At 64.7% G+C, this 15,029-nt stretch carries 16 protein-coding genes; 4 read left to right on the top strand and 12 right to left on the bottom strand.

Features of this window, described 5'->3' with window-relative positions; translation table 11 throughout:
* Positions 1 to 2 precede the first annotated feature (2 nt).
* Positions 3 to 521, top strand: coding sequence for a hypothetical protein (locus E0501_RS11350; RefSeq protein ID WP_137701466.1), 519 nt, complete (start codon positions 3 to 5; stop codon positions 519 to 521).
* Here the strand turns inward: E0501_RS11350 and E0501_RS11345 are convergent.
* From E0501_RS11345 to E0501_RS11335, 3 genes are read right to left on the bottom strand one after another with little or no spacing between them, the layout of a single operon-like run.
* Entirely contained in the window at positions 496 to 2,274 is a 1,779-nt protein-coding gene (locus E0501_RS11345; RefSeq protein ID WP_137701827.1) for an SLC13 family permease, read from the bottom strand. The two genes, E0501_RS11350 and E0501_RS11345, sit on opposite strands and share 26 nt — an antisense overlap.
* Positions 2,274 to 3,221, bottom strand: a complete 948-nt coding sequence (locus tag E0501_RS11340; protein WP_137701465.1) for a DMT family transporter — start codon at positions 3,219 to 3,221, stop codon at positions 2,274 to 2,276. The genes E0501_RS11345 and E0501_RS11340 overlap by 1 nt, the downstream gene beginning before the upstream one ends.
* Positions 3,218 to 4,033, bottom strand: a complete 816-nt coding sequence (locus tag E0501_RS11335) for a TIGR00282 family metallophosphoesterase (RefSeq protein WP_137701464.1) — start codon at positions 4,031 to 4,033, stop codon at positions 3,218 to 3,220. Before E0501_RS11335 ends, E0501_RS11340 begins: the two co-directional genes overlap by 4 nt.
* A gap of 99 nt (positions 4,034 to 4,132) precedes the next feature.
* Between E0501_RS11335 and E0501_RS11330 the strand changes: the two genes are divergently transcribed.
* Positions 4,133 to 5,236, top strand: coding sequence for an alpha/beta fold hydrolase (locus E0501_RS11330; protein ID WP_137701463.1), 1,104 nt, complete (start codon positions 4,133 to 4,135; stop codon positions 5,234 to 5,236).
* Here the strand turns inward: E0501_RS11330 and E0501_RS11325 are convergent.
* The 7 genes from E0501_RS11325 to E0501_RS11295 form a co-directional block, all read right to left on the bottom strand.
* The gene (locus E0501_RS11325; RefSeq protein ID WP_137701462.1) at positions 5,233 to 5,709 is read right to left on the bottom strand and encodes an OsmC family protein; all 477 of its coding nucleotides are present in this window, start codon (positions 5,707 to 5,709) and stop codon (positions 5,233 to 5,235) included. The two genes, E0501_RS11330 and E0501_RS11325, sit on opposite strands and share 4 nt — an antisense overlap.
* 431 nt (positions 5,710 to 6,140) lie before the next feature.
* Positions 6,141 to 6,701: a 5-formyltetrahydrofolate cyclo-ligase gene (locus E0501_RS11320; RefSeq protein ID WP_137701826.1), complete on the bottom strand. Its 561-nt coding sequence runs from the start codon at positions 6,699 to 6,701 to the stop codon at positions 6,141 to 6,143.
* Positions 6,698 to 8,089 (bottom strand): magnesium transporter, encoded by a 1,392-nt coding sequence (gene mgtE / locus E0501_RS11315; RefSeq protein WP_137701461.1) that lies wholly within the window; start codon positions 8,087 to 8,089, stop codon positions 6,698 to 6,700. The genes E0501_RS11320 and mgtE overlap by 4 nt, the downstream gene beginning before the upstream one ends.
* 87 nt (positions 8,090 to 8,176) lie before the next feature.
* Complete coding sequence (locus E0501_RS11310; protein ID WP_235857818.1) at positions 8,177 to 8,611, bottom strand: CAP domain-containing protein; 435 nt, start codon at positions 8,609 to 8,611, stop codon at positions 8,177 to 8,179.
* On the bottom strand, positions 8,611 to 9,951 hold the full coding sequence (locus tag E0501_RS11305) for an 8-oxoguanine deaminase (protein ID WP_137701460.1): 1,341 nt from the start codon (positions 9,949 to 9,951) through the stop codon (positions 8,611 to 8,613). The genes E0501_RS11310 and E0501_RS11305 overlap by 1 nt, the downstream gene beginning before the upstream one ends.
* Before the next feature lie 252 nt (positions 9,952 to 10,203).
* Positions 10,204 to 11,019, bottom strand: coding sequence for an inositol monophosphatase family protein (locus tag E0501_RS11300; RefSeq protein WP_268888887.1), 816 nt, complete (start codon positions 11,017 to 11,019; stop codon positions 10,204 to 10,206).
* A 57-nt stretch (positions 11,020 to 11,076) separates the two neighbouring features.
* A complete protein-coding gene (locus tag E0501_RS11295) occupies positions 11,077 to 11,445 on the bottom strand; it encodes a helix-turn-helix domain-containing protein (protein ID WP_137701459.1) in 369 nt (122 codons plus the stop codon).
* A 349-nt stretch (positions 11,446 to 11,794) separates the two neighbouring features.
* On the opposite strand from E0501_RS11295, the gene E0501_RS11290 reads away from it, so the two are divergent.
* Both E0501_RS11290 and E0501_RS11285 read left to right on the top strand, forming a co-directional pair.
* The gene (locus E0501_RS11290; protein ID WP_137701458.1) at positions 11,795 to 12,754 is read left to right on the top strand and encodes an NADPH:quinone oxidoreductase family protein; all 960 of its coding nucleotides are present in this window, start codon (positions 11,795 to 11,797) and stop codon (positions 12,752 to 12,754) included.
* Between the two features lie 140 nt (positions 12,755 to 12,894).
* Complete coding sequence (locus E0501_RS11285) at positions 12,895 to 13,671, top strand: Bax inhibitor-1/YccA family protein (RefSeq protein WP_137701457.1); 777 nt, start codon at positions 12,895 to 12,897, stop codon at positions 13,669 to 13,671.
* 164 nt (positions 13,672 to 13,835) lie between these two features.
* Here E0501_RS11285 and E0501_RS11280 read toward each other — a convergent pair whose 3' ends face one another.
* Complete coding sequence (locus E0501_RS11280) at positions 13,836 to 14,441, bottom strand: thermonuclease family protein (RefSeq protein ID WP_137701456.1); 606 nt, start codon at positions 14,439 to 14,441, stop codon at positions 13,836 to 13,838.
* 275 nt (positions 14,442 to 14,716) lie between these two features.
* The gene (rpmG, locus tag E0501_RS11275) at positions 14,717 to 14,884 is read right to left on the bottom strand and encodes a 50S ribosomal protein L33 (RefSeq protein WP_039682682.1); all 168 of its coding nucleotides are present in this window, start codon (positions 14,882 to 14,884) and stop codon (positions 14,717 to 14,719) included.
* Positions 14,885 to 15,029: the final 145 nt, after the last annotated feature.

Raw genomic sequence — 15,029 nt, 5'->3', positions numbered from 1 at the left:
GCATGAACAGACGCCAATTCAATCTCGGCCTCGCCACGCTCGGCGCGGTCCCCGCGCTTCCCATCCCGCCGGTGAACGCAGCCGCTGCGCCGCTCTCGGGCACGGCGGCAATGCATTACCCCTGGGCCGTGCGCTATGCCAAGGTGCATGGCCGCTGCACGCCCGGCGCGCTGGCTCGGGCCTTCCGGCTTTCACCCGCAGTCGCGGGCGAACTTTTCGTGAAAATGCAAGCCGACGGCGTGATCGCCGCGCCGGGGCTCTCGGGCGCCGCCCCCGCGCTCAACCCGATCAACTGGGATCTGCAGCTTTCCTCGACGGGTCAGCGCGGCGCGGCCACGTCGCTGCGCGCGCGCCTGCGGCGCGCATTGGACGACACCCTGGATGACGCCGGCGAGGCTGGCCTGGATGAGCCGGACGAGGAGACCGTTTCGGGCATCGACGCCCCCTGCGAACCAGGCCCGGAACCCGGTGCGGAGCCCGGTGAGGACCCCTCCGTCACAGCGGCCAGATCAGCGGAATAACCGCGCTCGCCAAGAGCCCCACCGACAGGTTCAGCGGGATGCCCACGCGCATGAAATCGGTGAACCTGTAGCCGCCGGGCCCGTAAACCAGCATGTTGGTCTGGTATCCTATGGGCGTCGCGAAACTGGCGCTCGCCGCCACCATCACCGCCACCACCAGCGGCCTGGCATCCACCCCCATCGCCTCGGCCAGCCCGATGGCGATCGGCGTGACCACAACCGCCACCGCGTTGTTCGACACCAGCTCGGTCAGAACGCTGGTCAACAGGTAGATCGCCCAGACGATCAGCGCTGCCGGCAACAGCGCCATCCACGGCGCCACCGCCTCGACGATCAGGCGCACCGCGCCCGAGCTTTCCAGCGCCACGCCGATTGCCAGCATCGCGAAGATCAGCGCCAGCAGGCGCCCATCAACAAACGAAAACGCCTCGTCGGCATCGATGCAGCGCGTCAGCAGCACAATCGCCACCGCCAGGATCGACAAAAGGAAAATCGGCGCCACGCCGAACCCCGCCAGCGCCACCAGCGCAATCAGTGCAGCAATGGCAATCGGCGCATGTCCGCGCCGGAACGCCCGCGCCGAGGGGTGCGAAACATCGACCATGTCCATATCGGATGCCAGTCGCTGGATATCCTCGGCCGCCCCTTCCAGAAGCAGCGTATCGCCCACCCGCACCACCAGGTCGTCCAGCTGCCGGCCGATATTCTGGTTCTTGCGATGCACCGCCAGCGGATAAACGCCATAGCGCCGCCGCAGCCGCAGCTGGCCCAGCGACCGCCCCACCATCTTACAGCCCGGCGTGATCAACACCTCCACCGTGTTGGTTTCCACCGCGCTCACCTGGTCCACGCGCTTCAGGCTCTTGTCGCGCTGCAGGCTCAGCAGCTCGGCCATCTGCGTGCGCAGCACCACGCGGTCACCCACCTGCAGCGTCACCCCCTTCAGGTTCCGCCTGAGCGAGGCATCCCCGCGAATGACGTCAATGAGCCGCACACCCTCGCGCTTGAAGAGCTGCACACCCGTCACCTCTCGCCCGATCAGGTTGCTCTCGGGCGGAATGACGGCCTCGGTAAAGAACTTCATCTTGCTGCGATCCGACAACAGCATCGCCATGCTGTCCCTGTCCGGCAGCAGGTAGGGCCCGATGAAGCGCAGATAGATCATGCCCCAGATCACCAGGATCACGCCCAGCGGCGTCACCTCGAAGATGGTGAAGGGGGCCAGCCCCTGCGCCCGCGCCACCCCGTCGACCAGCAGGTTGGTCGAGGTCCCGATCAGGGTCAGCGTCCCGCCCAGGATGGCGGCATAGCTCAGCGGGATCAGCAGTTTCGACGCCTTCAGGCCCATGGTGCGCGCCAGCTGCACAAAGACCGGGATCATCACCACCACCACCGGCGTGTTCGACACGATGGCGCTCGACAGCACGACAAACCCCATCAGAAGGGCAATCGCCAGTTTCGGATTGCTCCGCGCCTGCCGGTCGGCCACGGCGGTAAACGCGTCCAGCGCCCCGGTGCGCACCAATGCCCCCATCACGATGAACATCGCCGCGATGGTCCAGGGGGCCGGGTTCGACAGCACGCTCAGCGCGCCCTCATAGGGCAGCACGCCCAGCGCCAGCAGGAACGCCACGCCGCCGATGGCGACAACCTCGGTCGGATAGGCCTCGCGCAGGAACAGCAGGAACATCGCCACCACCACGCCCAGCGTGATCACCGCCTGCCCGGCCTGGGAGATCTCGAAAACCTGCATCATGGCTTGGACCCCGCCCTTTCACGCGTTCCATGCTCGGGGTTTATCGCCGGTTCCGCAAGCGTCGCGTTATCGCGCGGCCGCACCAGGAACAAACCCGCCAGCATCAGCGCGAACGCCCACCAGAAAAACGCCGAATACCGCTCACCCAGGATCAGCATCGCCCACATCACGCCGAACCCGGTGACAAGGTAGGACACCTGCCCGGCAAAAACCGGCCCCGCGCGGCGCACCATCCAGACATAGCTGGAATACACCACCGCATGCACCGCCGCGCTGGCCATCAGCGCGTAATCCGGCGCGCCCCAGGGCGGGCGCGGATCGATCCACGTGCCCGTCAGCAGCGCCAGCGGCAGCGCGATCACCGCGCCAACCACCGACGCGCCGAAAAGAAGCTGGATCGGCCCCGCGCCGCCGGTGCCGATCTTCGCCACCAGGTTGCCTTCGAGCCCGTAAAGAAACGGCGCGATCAGCGCCATCGGCACCCAGACGGCCATCGCCGGATCGGGCAGCCCCGCATCGGGCCCCACCAGCAGGTAAACCCCGACGATCCCGCAGAACAGGCCCATCACCCTCAGCGCCGAAAACCGGTCCAGCCCCAGCATCAGCGCGATGGGAAAGGCCCACATCGGCACCGTGGCAATCGCCACCGACATCACGCCCGACGGCAGATGCCGCGCTGCCTCATAACTGGCGCCATTGGGCAGGATCGTGCCAATCAGCGCGATCAGCAGGTAAAACCCCATCTGCCGCCGGTCCAACGGCACCCCCCGCCGCCGGATCACCAGGATCGCGCCCAGGATCGCACCCGAGATGACAAGCTGCCAGAAGATCAGCCCGAAATGGCGGTATCCTTCGCTCACGGCGATCTTGGAAAACGGCTGCGTGATCCCCCACCCCGCGCCCAGCGCGATCAGCAGAAGGGTCAGGCCCAACCGCTCCTTCATGCAGGCCCGGCCGCTTCCAGCCGCCCGCCCTGGCGCACCATCTCGATCCGCACGGCCTTGCCCGTCCTGTCGTCAGTCTCGACATAAACGCCCGACAGCGTCGCCTCGCCCTTGGCCGGCGTGAACCGCGCCTTGGCCATGCCGGTCACGAAACGGCGCATCGGCTCGGCGGGCTCCATACCAATAACGCTCAGGTAATCGCCGCACATGCCCGCATCGCTCAGGTATGCCGAACCACGCGGCAGGATCTGTGCATCGGCCGTGGGCACATGGGTATGCGTGCCCACCACCAGGCTCGCCTTGCCGTCGCACCAATGGCCCATCGCCATCTTCTCGGATGTCGCCTCGCAATGCACATCGACGATCACCGCCTGCACCGCGCCACCCAGCGGATGCGCCTTCAGCACCGCCTCGATCTGGCCGAACGGATCATCATAGGCGCGCTTCATGAACACCTGCCCCAGCACCTGCGCCACCAGAACCTTGCGCCCCCGGGTCGCCTCGAACACGCGCGCGCCCTTGCCCGGCGCGGTCTTGGCGAAATTCACTGGGCGGATGATGCGCGGTTCGCTTTCGATGAACTGCAGCATATCCTTCTGATCGAAGGCATGATCACCCAGCGTGACGCAATCGGCACCTGCCTCCAGAAGCAACTTCGCGTGCTCGCCCGACAGCCCCATGCCATTGCTGGCATTCTCGCCATTGACCACCACGAAATCGAGGCCCCAGTCGGCCCGCAAACGCGGCAGGTTTTCCACGATGGCCGCCCGTCCGGCACGGCCCATCACATCACCAAGAAAAAGCAGTTTCATGCGCCAACCCCTAGGCGCGCGCGCGCCCAAGGGCAAGCCTCTTGCGCGCAGGCCCGCCCGCTTTCTAGACTTGCGCCATTCCGGCCCGAGGATATCGCCATGCGTGCCCTGCTTCTCCTGCCCGGCCTGCTATTGGCCATGCTCTTCGCCCTGCTTGCCGTCTCGTCGGCGCTGACGGGGAACTGGGGCGGGCTTTCCCTCTTTGCCGTGCTCACGTGGCTGTGCCTGCCGGCCTCGGGCCGCGCTCTTGGCCGGCTCGCCGGCGGGGCCCAGCTGCAACTCCGTCTGGCGCTCATCGCCGCGCTTCTGGCCTTTGGCGCCTGGCGCTTCGTCTCGGGCACGCCCGGCCCGATTTACGCCAGCCCCGAGATTCGCGCCCGTTTCCACGCGATCTATGACGACAAGATGCAGAACTGGCCGCTGCCCTATGACGATATCATGCTCTCCACCCGCTATGGCCGCGTCCATGTCATCGCCTCGGGTCCACAGGATGCCCCGCCGCTCCTGCTCCTGCATGCCTCGGGCGTCGGCAGCTGGTCCTGGAAATGGAATGCCGCCGCGCTCGGCAGCCGCTACCGGCTCTTTGCCGTCGACCTCATTGGCGACGTCGGCAAAAGCGACTATGCCGATCCGGCCCATGTGATGAAAACCGGCCGCGACCAGGCCGATCTCTACGCAGAAATCGCCGACCTGCTGGGGATCGCCCGCGCGCCCGTGATCGGTGCCTCCGAAGGCGGCTTCGTCGCCTCGAACTTCGCGCTCTACCATCCCGACCGGGTGGAAAAACTCGTGCTGCTGGGCCCGATGGGCTATTCCGGCGCCACCTCGGCCATCGCGGTGATCACGCTGGCGCAACTCTTCCCGCTGCCCTCCGTCCAGCGCTTCACCTTCCGCTGGGCCTTCTCGGGCGATGCGAAACTGCAGGCCGACTATACCGAATGGTTCCCGCTGCTGATGCGCGAAACCCACCCGGCCAAGGTCGCGCCCCTGCCCCTGTCGGCCGCCCAGCGCCGGGCGATCACCGCGCCCACCCTCTTTGTCTTCGGCACGCGTGACAACCTTGTGGGCGATCCCGCCCGCGCGGCGGAACGGGTCTCGGACATGCCCGACGCACGGGTGGAAGTGGTCGACGCGGGTCACCTCATGGCCGCCGAAGCACCCGAACTGGTCACCCCGCTGATCCTCGACTTTCTGGCGGATTAAGCGCGGCCGATCACGTATCGCGCCTTGTGCTCGACCGGAAAGGCCACCGAGCGCGCAATGAAACAGACCTTGCCGATCTCGTGATGAATCGCATCCGCGCGTTTCAGATCGGTTCCCTCTGCCACCGTGATCCGTGGGCGCAGGGTCGCCTTCACGAAGCGCCCCGCCCCCGACGGCTCGCTCTCGCCATGGCCCAGCGGCGCATCCTCGTAGGCCAGCACCGTGATCCCGGCGTCGCTGGCCAGGTGCAGGTACCACAGCATGTGACACGCCGAGAGCGCCGAAATCAGCATGTCCTCGGGATTGTGCAGGCCCGGGTCGCCCCCCAGCCGCGGATCGTTCGAGCATTGCACCGGCGGTTTACCCGGGCTGCGCACCTCCCAGGTCCGGTCATAGGCATGGTAATGCGCCGTGCCTTCGCCCCGGTTGCCGGTCCAGACGACGCGCGCCTCGAAATCATGAGCCTCGGACATGGGACAGGTCCCTCCATCAGGTTTTGCGCCGGCTTCGCCGTCGCCCAGGGGGGCCTCGGCTAACGCCTCGGCCCGGCACGGCGGAAACCCGGCGCAACTGCCCTGATCGTGGCGCCTGTAGCGAGGTTGCGCAATCGAGTATTTTTGCCAAGAAAGAACGCCTGTTCACTAAGCCTCAAGGATAATGCGCAAATCTTCCGGGGCGGTACAGGCTGGAGAGCCGATGACCGCCCAAGGAAGAGCGTTTCGCTCTGATCGCCCCGGCCGCCTCTTGAGGGGCTACCGGGGCGATTTTCGGTCCTGACAAGCCACGGGCTCTTTCTTGGTGAAAATACTCAGATCCCAACTTCTCCCGGCAGCATGATGTGCCGGGTTCAGCCGCGCGGGCACAGCGCGCGGGGTGGGTGGGTGGGCGCGCGCTTTGCCCGCGCCTAGCCGGGTTCGATCACCTCGCGCTCGGTCACGATCAGGTCGAGCGGCTGATCGGTCTCTTCCAGCGGCAGCGCCTCGGCCTCCTGTGCGGCATAGGCAAAACCGATGGCCAGCGTCGGCCGTTTGCCGCGCAGAAGTTCCAGCGTGCGGTCATAGAACCCCCCGCCATAGCCCAGCCGGCCACCCTGCCGGTCGAAGGCCACCAACGGCACGATCAGGATCTCGGGCTCGAAGAAATCGTCGTGCTCGGGCACCTGCGCGCCGAACGGGCCCGCGCGCAAAGCGCAGCCCGGGCTCCAGCGCGAAAACTTCAGCGGCTGGCCCGCGCCGATGATCACCGGCACGCCCACCGGCCCATGCGCCGCGGCCTCCTCCATCGCCGGCAACGGATCGATCTCGGTGCGGATCGGCATGTAGCCCGCCAGCGGCACGCCGCGATGGCCGGCCAGCACCTCGCTCAGATGCGCCGCCGTCCCCGGCCCCGCCTCCGCATGCGCCGCCTTGCGCCGGGCAAACGCGGCCTTGCGCGCCGTGGCCTTGATCTCGTCGAGCCCGCTCACAGCAGCATCCACGCGGCCAGCCCGAGGAAGGCGAAGAACCCCACCACGTCGGTCACCGTGGTGACAAAGGCGCCCGAGGCGAGCGCCGGGTCGACCCCCGCCTTTTCCAGCGCAATGGGAATGATCGTGCCCGCCAGCCCCGCCACCACGAGGTTCACCACCATGGCGATGGCGATCACCACGCCCAGCATCGGCGAACCAAACCAGATCACCCCGACCAGCCCCATCACCAGCGCGAAGATCACGCCATTGACCAGACCCACCAGCACCTCGCGCCGGATCACCCGCCACACGTTCGAGCCGGTCAGGTCGCGCGTGGCCAGTGCGCGCACGGCCACGGTCAGCGTCTGGGTGCCCGCGTTGCCGCCCATGCTGGCCACGATCGGCATCAGCACCGCCAACGCCACGAACCCCGCGATCACGTCCTCGAACATCGCGATCACGAGCGAGGCCAGAACCGCCGTCACCAGGTTCACCGCCAGCCACGGAAACCGCCGCCGCGTGGTGTCGATCACCCGGTCGGTCAGGCTGCCTTCGCCGACACCGGCCAGGCGCAGGATGTCCTCCTCGTGCTCTTCGTCCAGCACGACCATCGCGTCGTCGATGGTAATAACACCGACCAGCCGCTCATCGCCATCGACCACCGGGGCGGAAATCAGGTGATACTGGTTGAAGGCATAGGCCACGTCTTCCTCGTCCTGGTCCACCGGGATCGTGCGGAAACTGTCCTCGGTGATCTCGCTCAGCGGCCGCCCCCGCGGCGAGGACATGATCTTGCCCAGCGTCACGTATCCCGTCGGCCGGTGCTTGGGGTCGACCAGGATCACGTGGTAGAACTGCTCGGGCAATTCGTCCTCGGCGCGCATGAAATCGATCGCCTCGCCCACGTTCCAGTGTTCGGGCACCGCGACCACCTCGCGCTGCATCAGGCGGCCGGCGGATTCTTCCGGATAAGACAGCGCCTGGCGCACGACAACCTGGTCGGCATCGTCCAGCGCGCCCAGGATCGCCTCCTGCTGCGGCTCTTCCAGATCCTCCAGCAGGTCGACGACATCGTCGCTTTCCAGCTCCCGCACCGCCTCGGCCAGAACCTCGGGGTTCAGGACCGCGATCACCTCTTCGCGGATCGATTCGTCCAGCTCCGACAGGATATCGCCGTCGAACTCAACGCCGTAAAGCTCGATCAGCCGGCGCCGGTCATAGCTGTTGATCTGTTCCAGAAGGTCGGCGATGTCGGCCGCGTGCAGCGGCTCCATCAACTCGATCAGGCGATCCCGGTCGCCCACGTCGACGGCAAAAAGGATCGCCGCCACGTCCCGGCGGTTCAACGCGTAACCGTCCTCTTCCGGGGCGTCATGATCGTCTGTTTCCAGCACCTCGTCGCTCATGGCATGCCCCCTTTCCGCTCACGCGGACAATAGGGGCAAAAAGGCGCGGAAAACAATGGTGAAGCGGCGTTATTGCCGCCAACTGCGTCAGCAACGCCGGTCCGGATTGCCCAGCACCATAACCCAGGTATCGCCGCCTGTGCGGATCACGCCGATCTCGCTCACCTTGCGGTTCAACAGGTTGCGGCGATGCCCGGCCGAGCCGATCCAGCTCTGCATCACGGCACGCGGGCTTTTCTGCCCCTGTGCGATGTTCTCGGCGATCACGCAGAACCGGTATCCCCTGCGCTGCGCGCGGCGCGCCACGGTCGATCCGTCCGATCCGCGATGCGCGAAAAACCCCTTGCGCACCATGTCGCGCCCATGCCCCTCGGCGACCGCCTCCAGAACCGGCGATACCGCGAGCGGCGGCAATCCGGCCTGCGCACGATAGGCGTTGGTCATCTGCACCACCTCGCGCACCGGCTCGGCCCGCGCGGCCATCGCGGCCATCATCAGCAGCAGGGCCAGCAGCATCCGCATCACAGCGCCTCGGCCAGCTTCGCCGCCAGCGCGTTCTGTCGCGCGATCACGCGGGGCAGGTCCAGCGTGGCCATGCGCCCGTCGCGCACCACGCGGCGCCCGTCGACCAGCAGGTCACGCACCCGGGTCGGCCCGGCCAGAAGCAGCGCCGCCGGGTCCCAGCTGCCGGCACTTTCGATGCCGGTCGTGTCCCAGATGGCGATATCGGCCCGCTTGCCCATGGCGATCTGCCCGCAATCCGCGCGCCCCAGCACCTGCGCGCCGCCTCGCGTGGCAATCTCCAGCGCCTCGCGCGCGCTCATCGCATCCGCCCCGCGCGCGACCCGTTGCAGCAACATCGCCTGCCGCGCCTCGGCCATGAGGTTGCCCGCGTCGTTTGAGGCCGACCCATCGACCCCCAGCCCCACGGGCACGCCGGCATCGCGCATTTCGCGCACCGGGGCGATGCCGCTGCCCAGTCGGCAGTTGGAACAGGGGCAATGTGCCACGCCCGTGCCCGACCGCGCAAAAAGGTCGATCTCCTGGCCGTCCAGCTTCACGCAATGGGCATGCCAAACGTCGTCGCCGGTCCAGCCCAGATCCTCGGCATACTGCCCGGGCCGGCAGCCGAACATCTCCTGGCTATAGGCGATATCCTCGTCATTCTCGGCCAGGTGGGTGTGCAGCATCACCCCCTTGTCGCGGGCCAGCAGCGCGGCATCGCGCATCAGGTCGCGGCTTACCGAAAAGGGCGAACAGGGCGCCACGCCCACCCGCACCATCGCGCCGTCGCGCGCGTCGTGATGCGCGTCGATCACCCTTATGCAATCCTCCAGTATCGCCGCCTCGCGCTCGACCAGGCTGTCGGGTGGCAGGCCGCCATCGCTCTCGCCGATGCTCATCGCGCCGCGGGTGGCGTGAAACCGCAGCCCCACCTCCTGCGCCGCCGCGATGGTGTCATCCAGCCGTGCGCCGTTGGGATACAGGTACAAATGGTCCGACGACATGGTGCAACCGGAAAGGGCAAGCTCGGCCAGGCCAACCTGCGCGCTTACATACATCTCTTCCGGTCCCATCTTCGCCCAGATCGGATAGAGCGTTTTCAACCATCCGAAGAGCAGCGCATCCTGTCCGCCGGGCGCCGCGCGGGTCAGCGTCTGGTAAAGGTGGTGATGCGTGTTCACCAGTCCCGGCGTCACCACGCAGCCCGCCGCGTCGATCACCTCGCCCTCGGTGCTCAGTCCGTGGCCCACCGCCACGATCACTCCGTCGCGGATCAGGATATCGCCCGCGCGCAGCTCTTCGCGGGTGTCGTTCATGGTCAGGATGTGACCGGCGTTTCGGATCAGGATTTCGGCCATCTCGCGCCCTCTAGTCGATCTTCCGCCCCCCTCATCGAAGATCATGGACGCGCGCGGCGGAAAGGGGGCCCAAGACCCGCGCGGCAGACCAAGTATCCCCGTGCGCGGGGGCGGCGGCAAGCACAAAGTCCTTTCGGTTTTCCAAAAGAGCACCGCGCGCCCCGGTAACGAAACCTTCGTCCCGGCCGTCACGACGCCCCGGCAGCCGGATGTCAGCCGGGCGGTGCACGCAGATCACCCCCCGTTTCCGGCTCAGGCCGACTCGTTAACCACGCGCTGCAGGATCTCAAGCGCGGCGTCATGCTGTTGCCGGCCGGCGGCGGCAATCACCCGTCCGCCGTCCAGGGCCGGGCCGCCCTGCCAGTCGGTCACGATGCCGCCCGCGGCCTCGATCACGCCGATAGGCGCCTGGATGTCATAGTTCGACAGCCCTGCCTCGATCACCAGGTCGATCTGGCCCGCGGCCAGCAGGGCATAGGCATAGCAGTCCATGCCATAGCGGGTCAGCTGGCAAGCCCTTGAAACTTCTTGGAAAGCAGCACCCTCCACCGGCTCGCCCACCTCCGGGAAGGTGGTGAAAACGATGGCCTCATCCAGCGGCCGGTCGCCGCGCACGGCCAATGCGCGCTCGCCCTGAGGCCCCCGCATCCGCGCCTCGCCAAAGCCACCCCAGAACCTTTCGCCGATATAGGGCTGATCGATCATGCCCAGCTGCACGCCCGCCTCGTCCGACGCGGCAATCAGCACACCCCAGGTCGGCGTCCCGGCCAGAAACCCCCGCGTGCCATCAATCGGGTCCAGCACCCAGGTCAAGCCACTGGTGCCACTGGATTTTCCGTATTCCTCACCAATAATCGCATCCTCGGGCCGGCGCGCGGCCAGCACCTCGCGCATCGCCTCTTCGCCCAGCCGGTCGGCCTGCGTGACCGGGTCGAACCCGCCATCGGCCACCTTGTCGCCCTTGTCCTCGTGCGACAGGTCTCCATCCCTGAAAAAAGGCAAGACCGCCCTGCGCGCGGCGTCAGCCATGGCATGGGCGGTCTCGGTAATGTTCTTGCTGTCGGTCACGCCCGCACCCCTCTTGTCCCCCACCGGTCCAACAGGTAGCGCGGCACGCGCCCGGGCTCAAGCCACGTCGGAAAGGACGCGCGCCAGTTCGAACAGACGGCGGCGCTGGTTCTCCGGAATGGCATAGTAGGAGCGCACCAGGTCGAGCGCTTCCTTGTCGCCCATCAGGTCCGCCGGTACCGCCTCCGCCTTGCCCTTCTCGGCCTCGGCGTCCAGCCCTTCGAAGAAAAAGCTCACCGGCACGTCAAGCGCCTCGGAAATGTCCCAGAGCCTCGACGCACTCACCCGGTTCGCACCGGTTTCGTACTTCTGGATCTGCTGAAACTTGATACCCACTTGTTCGGCAAGTTGCTGTTGTGTCATCCCAACAAGCCACCGGCGATGCCGGATGCGTTTGCCAACATGCACGTCTACAGGATGTGCCATACACGACTCCTATTGCAGTTCGTTCCTATTACCAGGCTACACGAACCGACCATCCCCCTGGTTGGCCTCGCCTGAGGTCCGGACAATTTCCCGCTTCACGCGATCAACGGTAACTCGCAACTAAACAATCATACCTTGTTCTTAAAGAAATTTACACCCGAAAAAAGAGAAATTTCTCTCGTCATGATCGCCCTTTGCGTGTTCCGTCCATTCTCCGTTCTGCGCGTTTGTCCGAATCGAGGTATCGCACAAGTTGTCTTTCATTCCCATAAATCGGGAACGAAATTGACATATGCCGATTTTTTCATGTTAGTGCCCCTCGAAAATGGCGCGAAACAAGGCAAATCACATGCGTGCACTTCAGGTCAGGGCGTTCGGCCAACCGCCGCGGCTCATTGAAACCGATCGGCCCGCCCCCGGTCCGGGCGAGATTCGCATCGCGATTGCGGCTTGTGGCCTCAACTTCGCCGATCTGCTGATGATCGACGGTAAGTACCAGGACACGCCCGAACCGCCTTTCATCCTCGGAATGGAAATCGCCGGCACCGTCGATGCGCTTGGCCCCGGTGTCGATGGCCCCGCGCCCGGCACGCCCGTGGCGGTCTTCGGCGGCCGTGGCGGGCTGGCCGAAATGGGCTGCTTTCCCGCCGATCGCGTCACGTCCCTGCCGCCCGGAATGCCCTTTGCCGATGCCGCGGCGCTTCAGATCGCCTACGGAACGAGTCACGTCGCGCTCGATCACAAGGCACGGCTGCAACCCGGCGAAACCCTTCTGGTGCTGGGCGCGGCCGGCGGTGTCGGCCTGACGGCGGTCGAGATAGGCAAGCTGATGGGCGCCCGCGTCATCGCCTGCGCGCGCGGCGCTGACAAACTTGAAATCGCCCGCGCCGCCGGCGCGGATCACCTGATCGACGCCAGCACGGAAGACATCCGCGAAACCGTCAAGGCGCTCGGCGGCGCCGACGTGGTCTATGATCCCGTCGGCGGCGATCAGTTCACCGCAGCCCTGCGCGCCTGCAACCCCGAGGCGCGCATCCTCGCCATCGGCTTTGCAAGCGGCCAGGTGCCGCAGATCCCCGCCAATCACCTCCTGGTCAAGAATGTCGATGTCCTGGGCTTCTACTGGGGCGGCTACCTTAAATTCCGCCCCTCGGTCGTCACCGACAGCCTCGCCACCCTGCTCGACTGGTATGCCCAGGGCCGGATCAAACCGCATGTCAGCGCCACCTTTCCGCTCGATCGCGCCACAGAAGGGCTTGAAATGCTGCGCAGCCGACGCTCCACCGGCAAGGTAGTCATCACCATCTGAAGCCGTTCAGGCCGGAAAAGGTTTGTTTCACGCAAATGATATCCGGAAATCCTTGAAAACCATTCGCAGCTCACCGATATTTGCCACGATGCCTCGCGCGCGACCCGCGCGGGGCCAACGGTTTCAACTCGGAGGCTTCGATGGCTGAACTCAACACGATCCGGACAACCGCGGGTGCCCGCGCGTCTGTGATTGACGAAGGGCTTCGCGCCCACATGAACAAGGTCTACGGCACAATGTCCGTCGGCATGCTCATCACCGCGCTTGCGGCATGGGCAATTGCCGGCCTGGCCGTAACCACCGATCCCGCCAATGCCGTGGGCCAGATCGGCAATGGCAAGATGCTCACCGGTCTGGGTGCCGCGATCTACACCTCGCCGCTGCGCTGGGTCGTCCTGCTCGCACCGCTGGGCATGATCTTTGCCTTCGGCGCTCTGACTAACCGCATCTCGGCCGCGGGTGCCCAGCTTTTCTTCTGGGTCTTCGCCGCGCTGATCGGCGTGTCGCTCAGCTCGATCTTCATCTTCTACACGTCCTACTCGATCATCCAGACCTTCCTGGTGACGGCGATCGCTTTCGCGGGCCTGTCGCTCTGGGGCTACACCACGAAGAAGGACATCTCGGGCTGGGGCAGTTTCCTGGTCATGGGCGTCATCGGCCTTCTGGTCGCGATGATCATCAACTGGTTCCTTCAATCGCCGGCGATGATGTACGCGATTTCGATGATCGGCGTGCTGATCTTCGCGGGCCTTACCGCCTATGACACCCAGAACATCAAGAACACCTACCTGGCGCATGCCCATCACGGTGATACCGAATGGCTGGAAAAGTCGGCGATCCACGGGGCGCTGAACCTCTATCTCGACTTCCTGAACATGTTCCAGTTCCTGCTGATGTTCCTGGGCCAACAGGAATAGCAGCCGCCTGACAGAACACAGAAAGGGCCGGTCACAACGACCGGCCCTTTTTTTTGCTTGCTACCGTCAGGCCTGAAACAGCACATCTGCATTGATGGCTCTAAACCCGAGAATACTGTCGGTATTGAGTGTCGCGAACCACAACCACGCTTCTGAAACCGTGGTCACCGTTTGCCTTGTTTTTCTTCGAACCTTTCCCAAACATGCATCCGCCCTTTCTGACGTGCATCAGCTAGAAAAAGCTTCTTTCGGGCGTCATCCGTTTCCAAATTCAGATACTTTCCACCCGAAAACTTGGGCCAGTCAATCGCCAAGCCCTGCTTTACCATTTCTGCCGAAAGGTCTCGCCCGTCCGGCAGATAGCATCGCGCCACCGTTCGGCCGTGATTGTCCACATCAGTTATTTCTGCTCGGATGGTCTGCCCCTTGCACAGGCCATGCAAGGCCCATTTAGCTTTTTTACCATATGGATGATTCAACTCAGGAGCATCGATTCCGAACAAACGGATCTGAGTTTTCTTGATCTTGATTGTATCGCCATCGGTCACATACGCAGCGCCTGTCAAAACACGCGCTTCAGGGAGATGTCTTGCGCCTTTTTCATTGAACCGCGCTGACTGAGTTGTTCTGGTTTTCGGTGAAGGATCGCGGCTCGTCGATGGGGTGCTATAGGGCCGTTGCTGCGAACGCCCATGAATTTTCTTGGACGAACTTGGCCGGAAGACAATGAACACGGCCAAAATGAGAAAAACGACTAAAGTGACTTCCATGGCAATCGCCTCGCGCTATCAATCTATGATTGTGCAGAGCGCTTCAGACTTTTTCAAGTAATGACAGCGACTGAAAAATGAAAAAACTACTTGTGCAAGTATTAAAGACTATCAAGCTGACACCTTATAAATGGATTTTTCCGTTACCTCCCAAGTCGTTAAGAAAATCTACAGAGCGAACACAGCGGTAGTGCCCCCCACCAAAGCGCCCTTGAGCGCCAAAGAAAAAGCCGCACCAAAAGGCGCGGCTTCATCTGTCCGTAAGTCAGGTGATCTTACTTGATCTTGCCTTCCTTGTACTCGACGTGCTTGCGCGCGACGGGGTCGTATTTGCGCACAACCATCTTCTCGGTCATCGTGCGCGCGTTCTTCTTGGTCACGTAGAAGTGGCCGGTGCCCGCGGTCGAGTTCAGGCGGATCTTGATAGTGGTCGGCTTCGCCATTGGTCTTCTCCTGCGGCGGGCGGTCCTGCACCCGCGAAATTCTCATGAAGCCTGCCTTTTAGTGATTGCTGAGCCCGAGTCAACCGGCTTTCGCACCGCTCCATGGAAATTGCCGGCTGCGCTCCCGAGGGGCACGCGAACGCAC

Source organism: Marimonas lutisalis, from assembly GCF_005434965.1.
Lineage (GTDB): Bacteria > Pseudomonadota > Alphaproteobacteria > Rhodobacterales > Rhodobacteraceae > Marimonas_A > Marimonas_A lutisalis.
The sequence above is the reverse complement of the archived record's forward strand: the minus strand, read 5'-3'. Positions and strand labels throughout refer to the sequence as shown.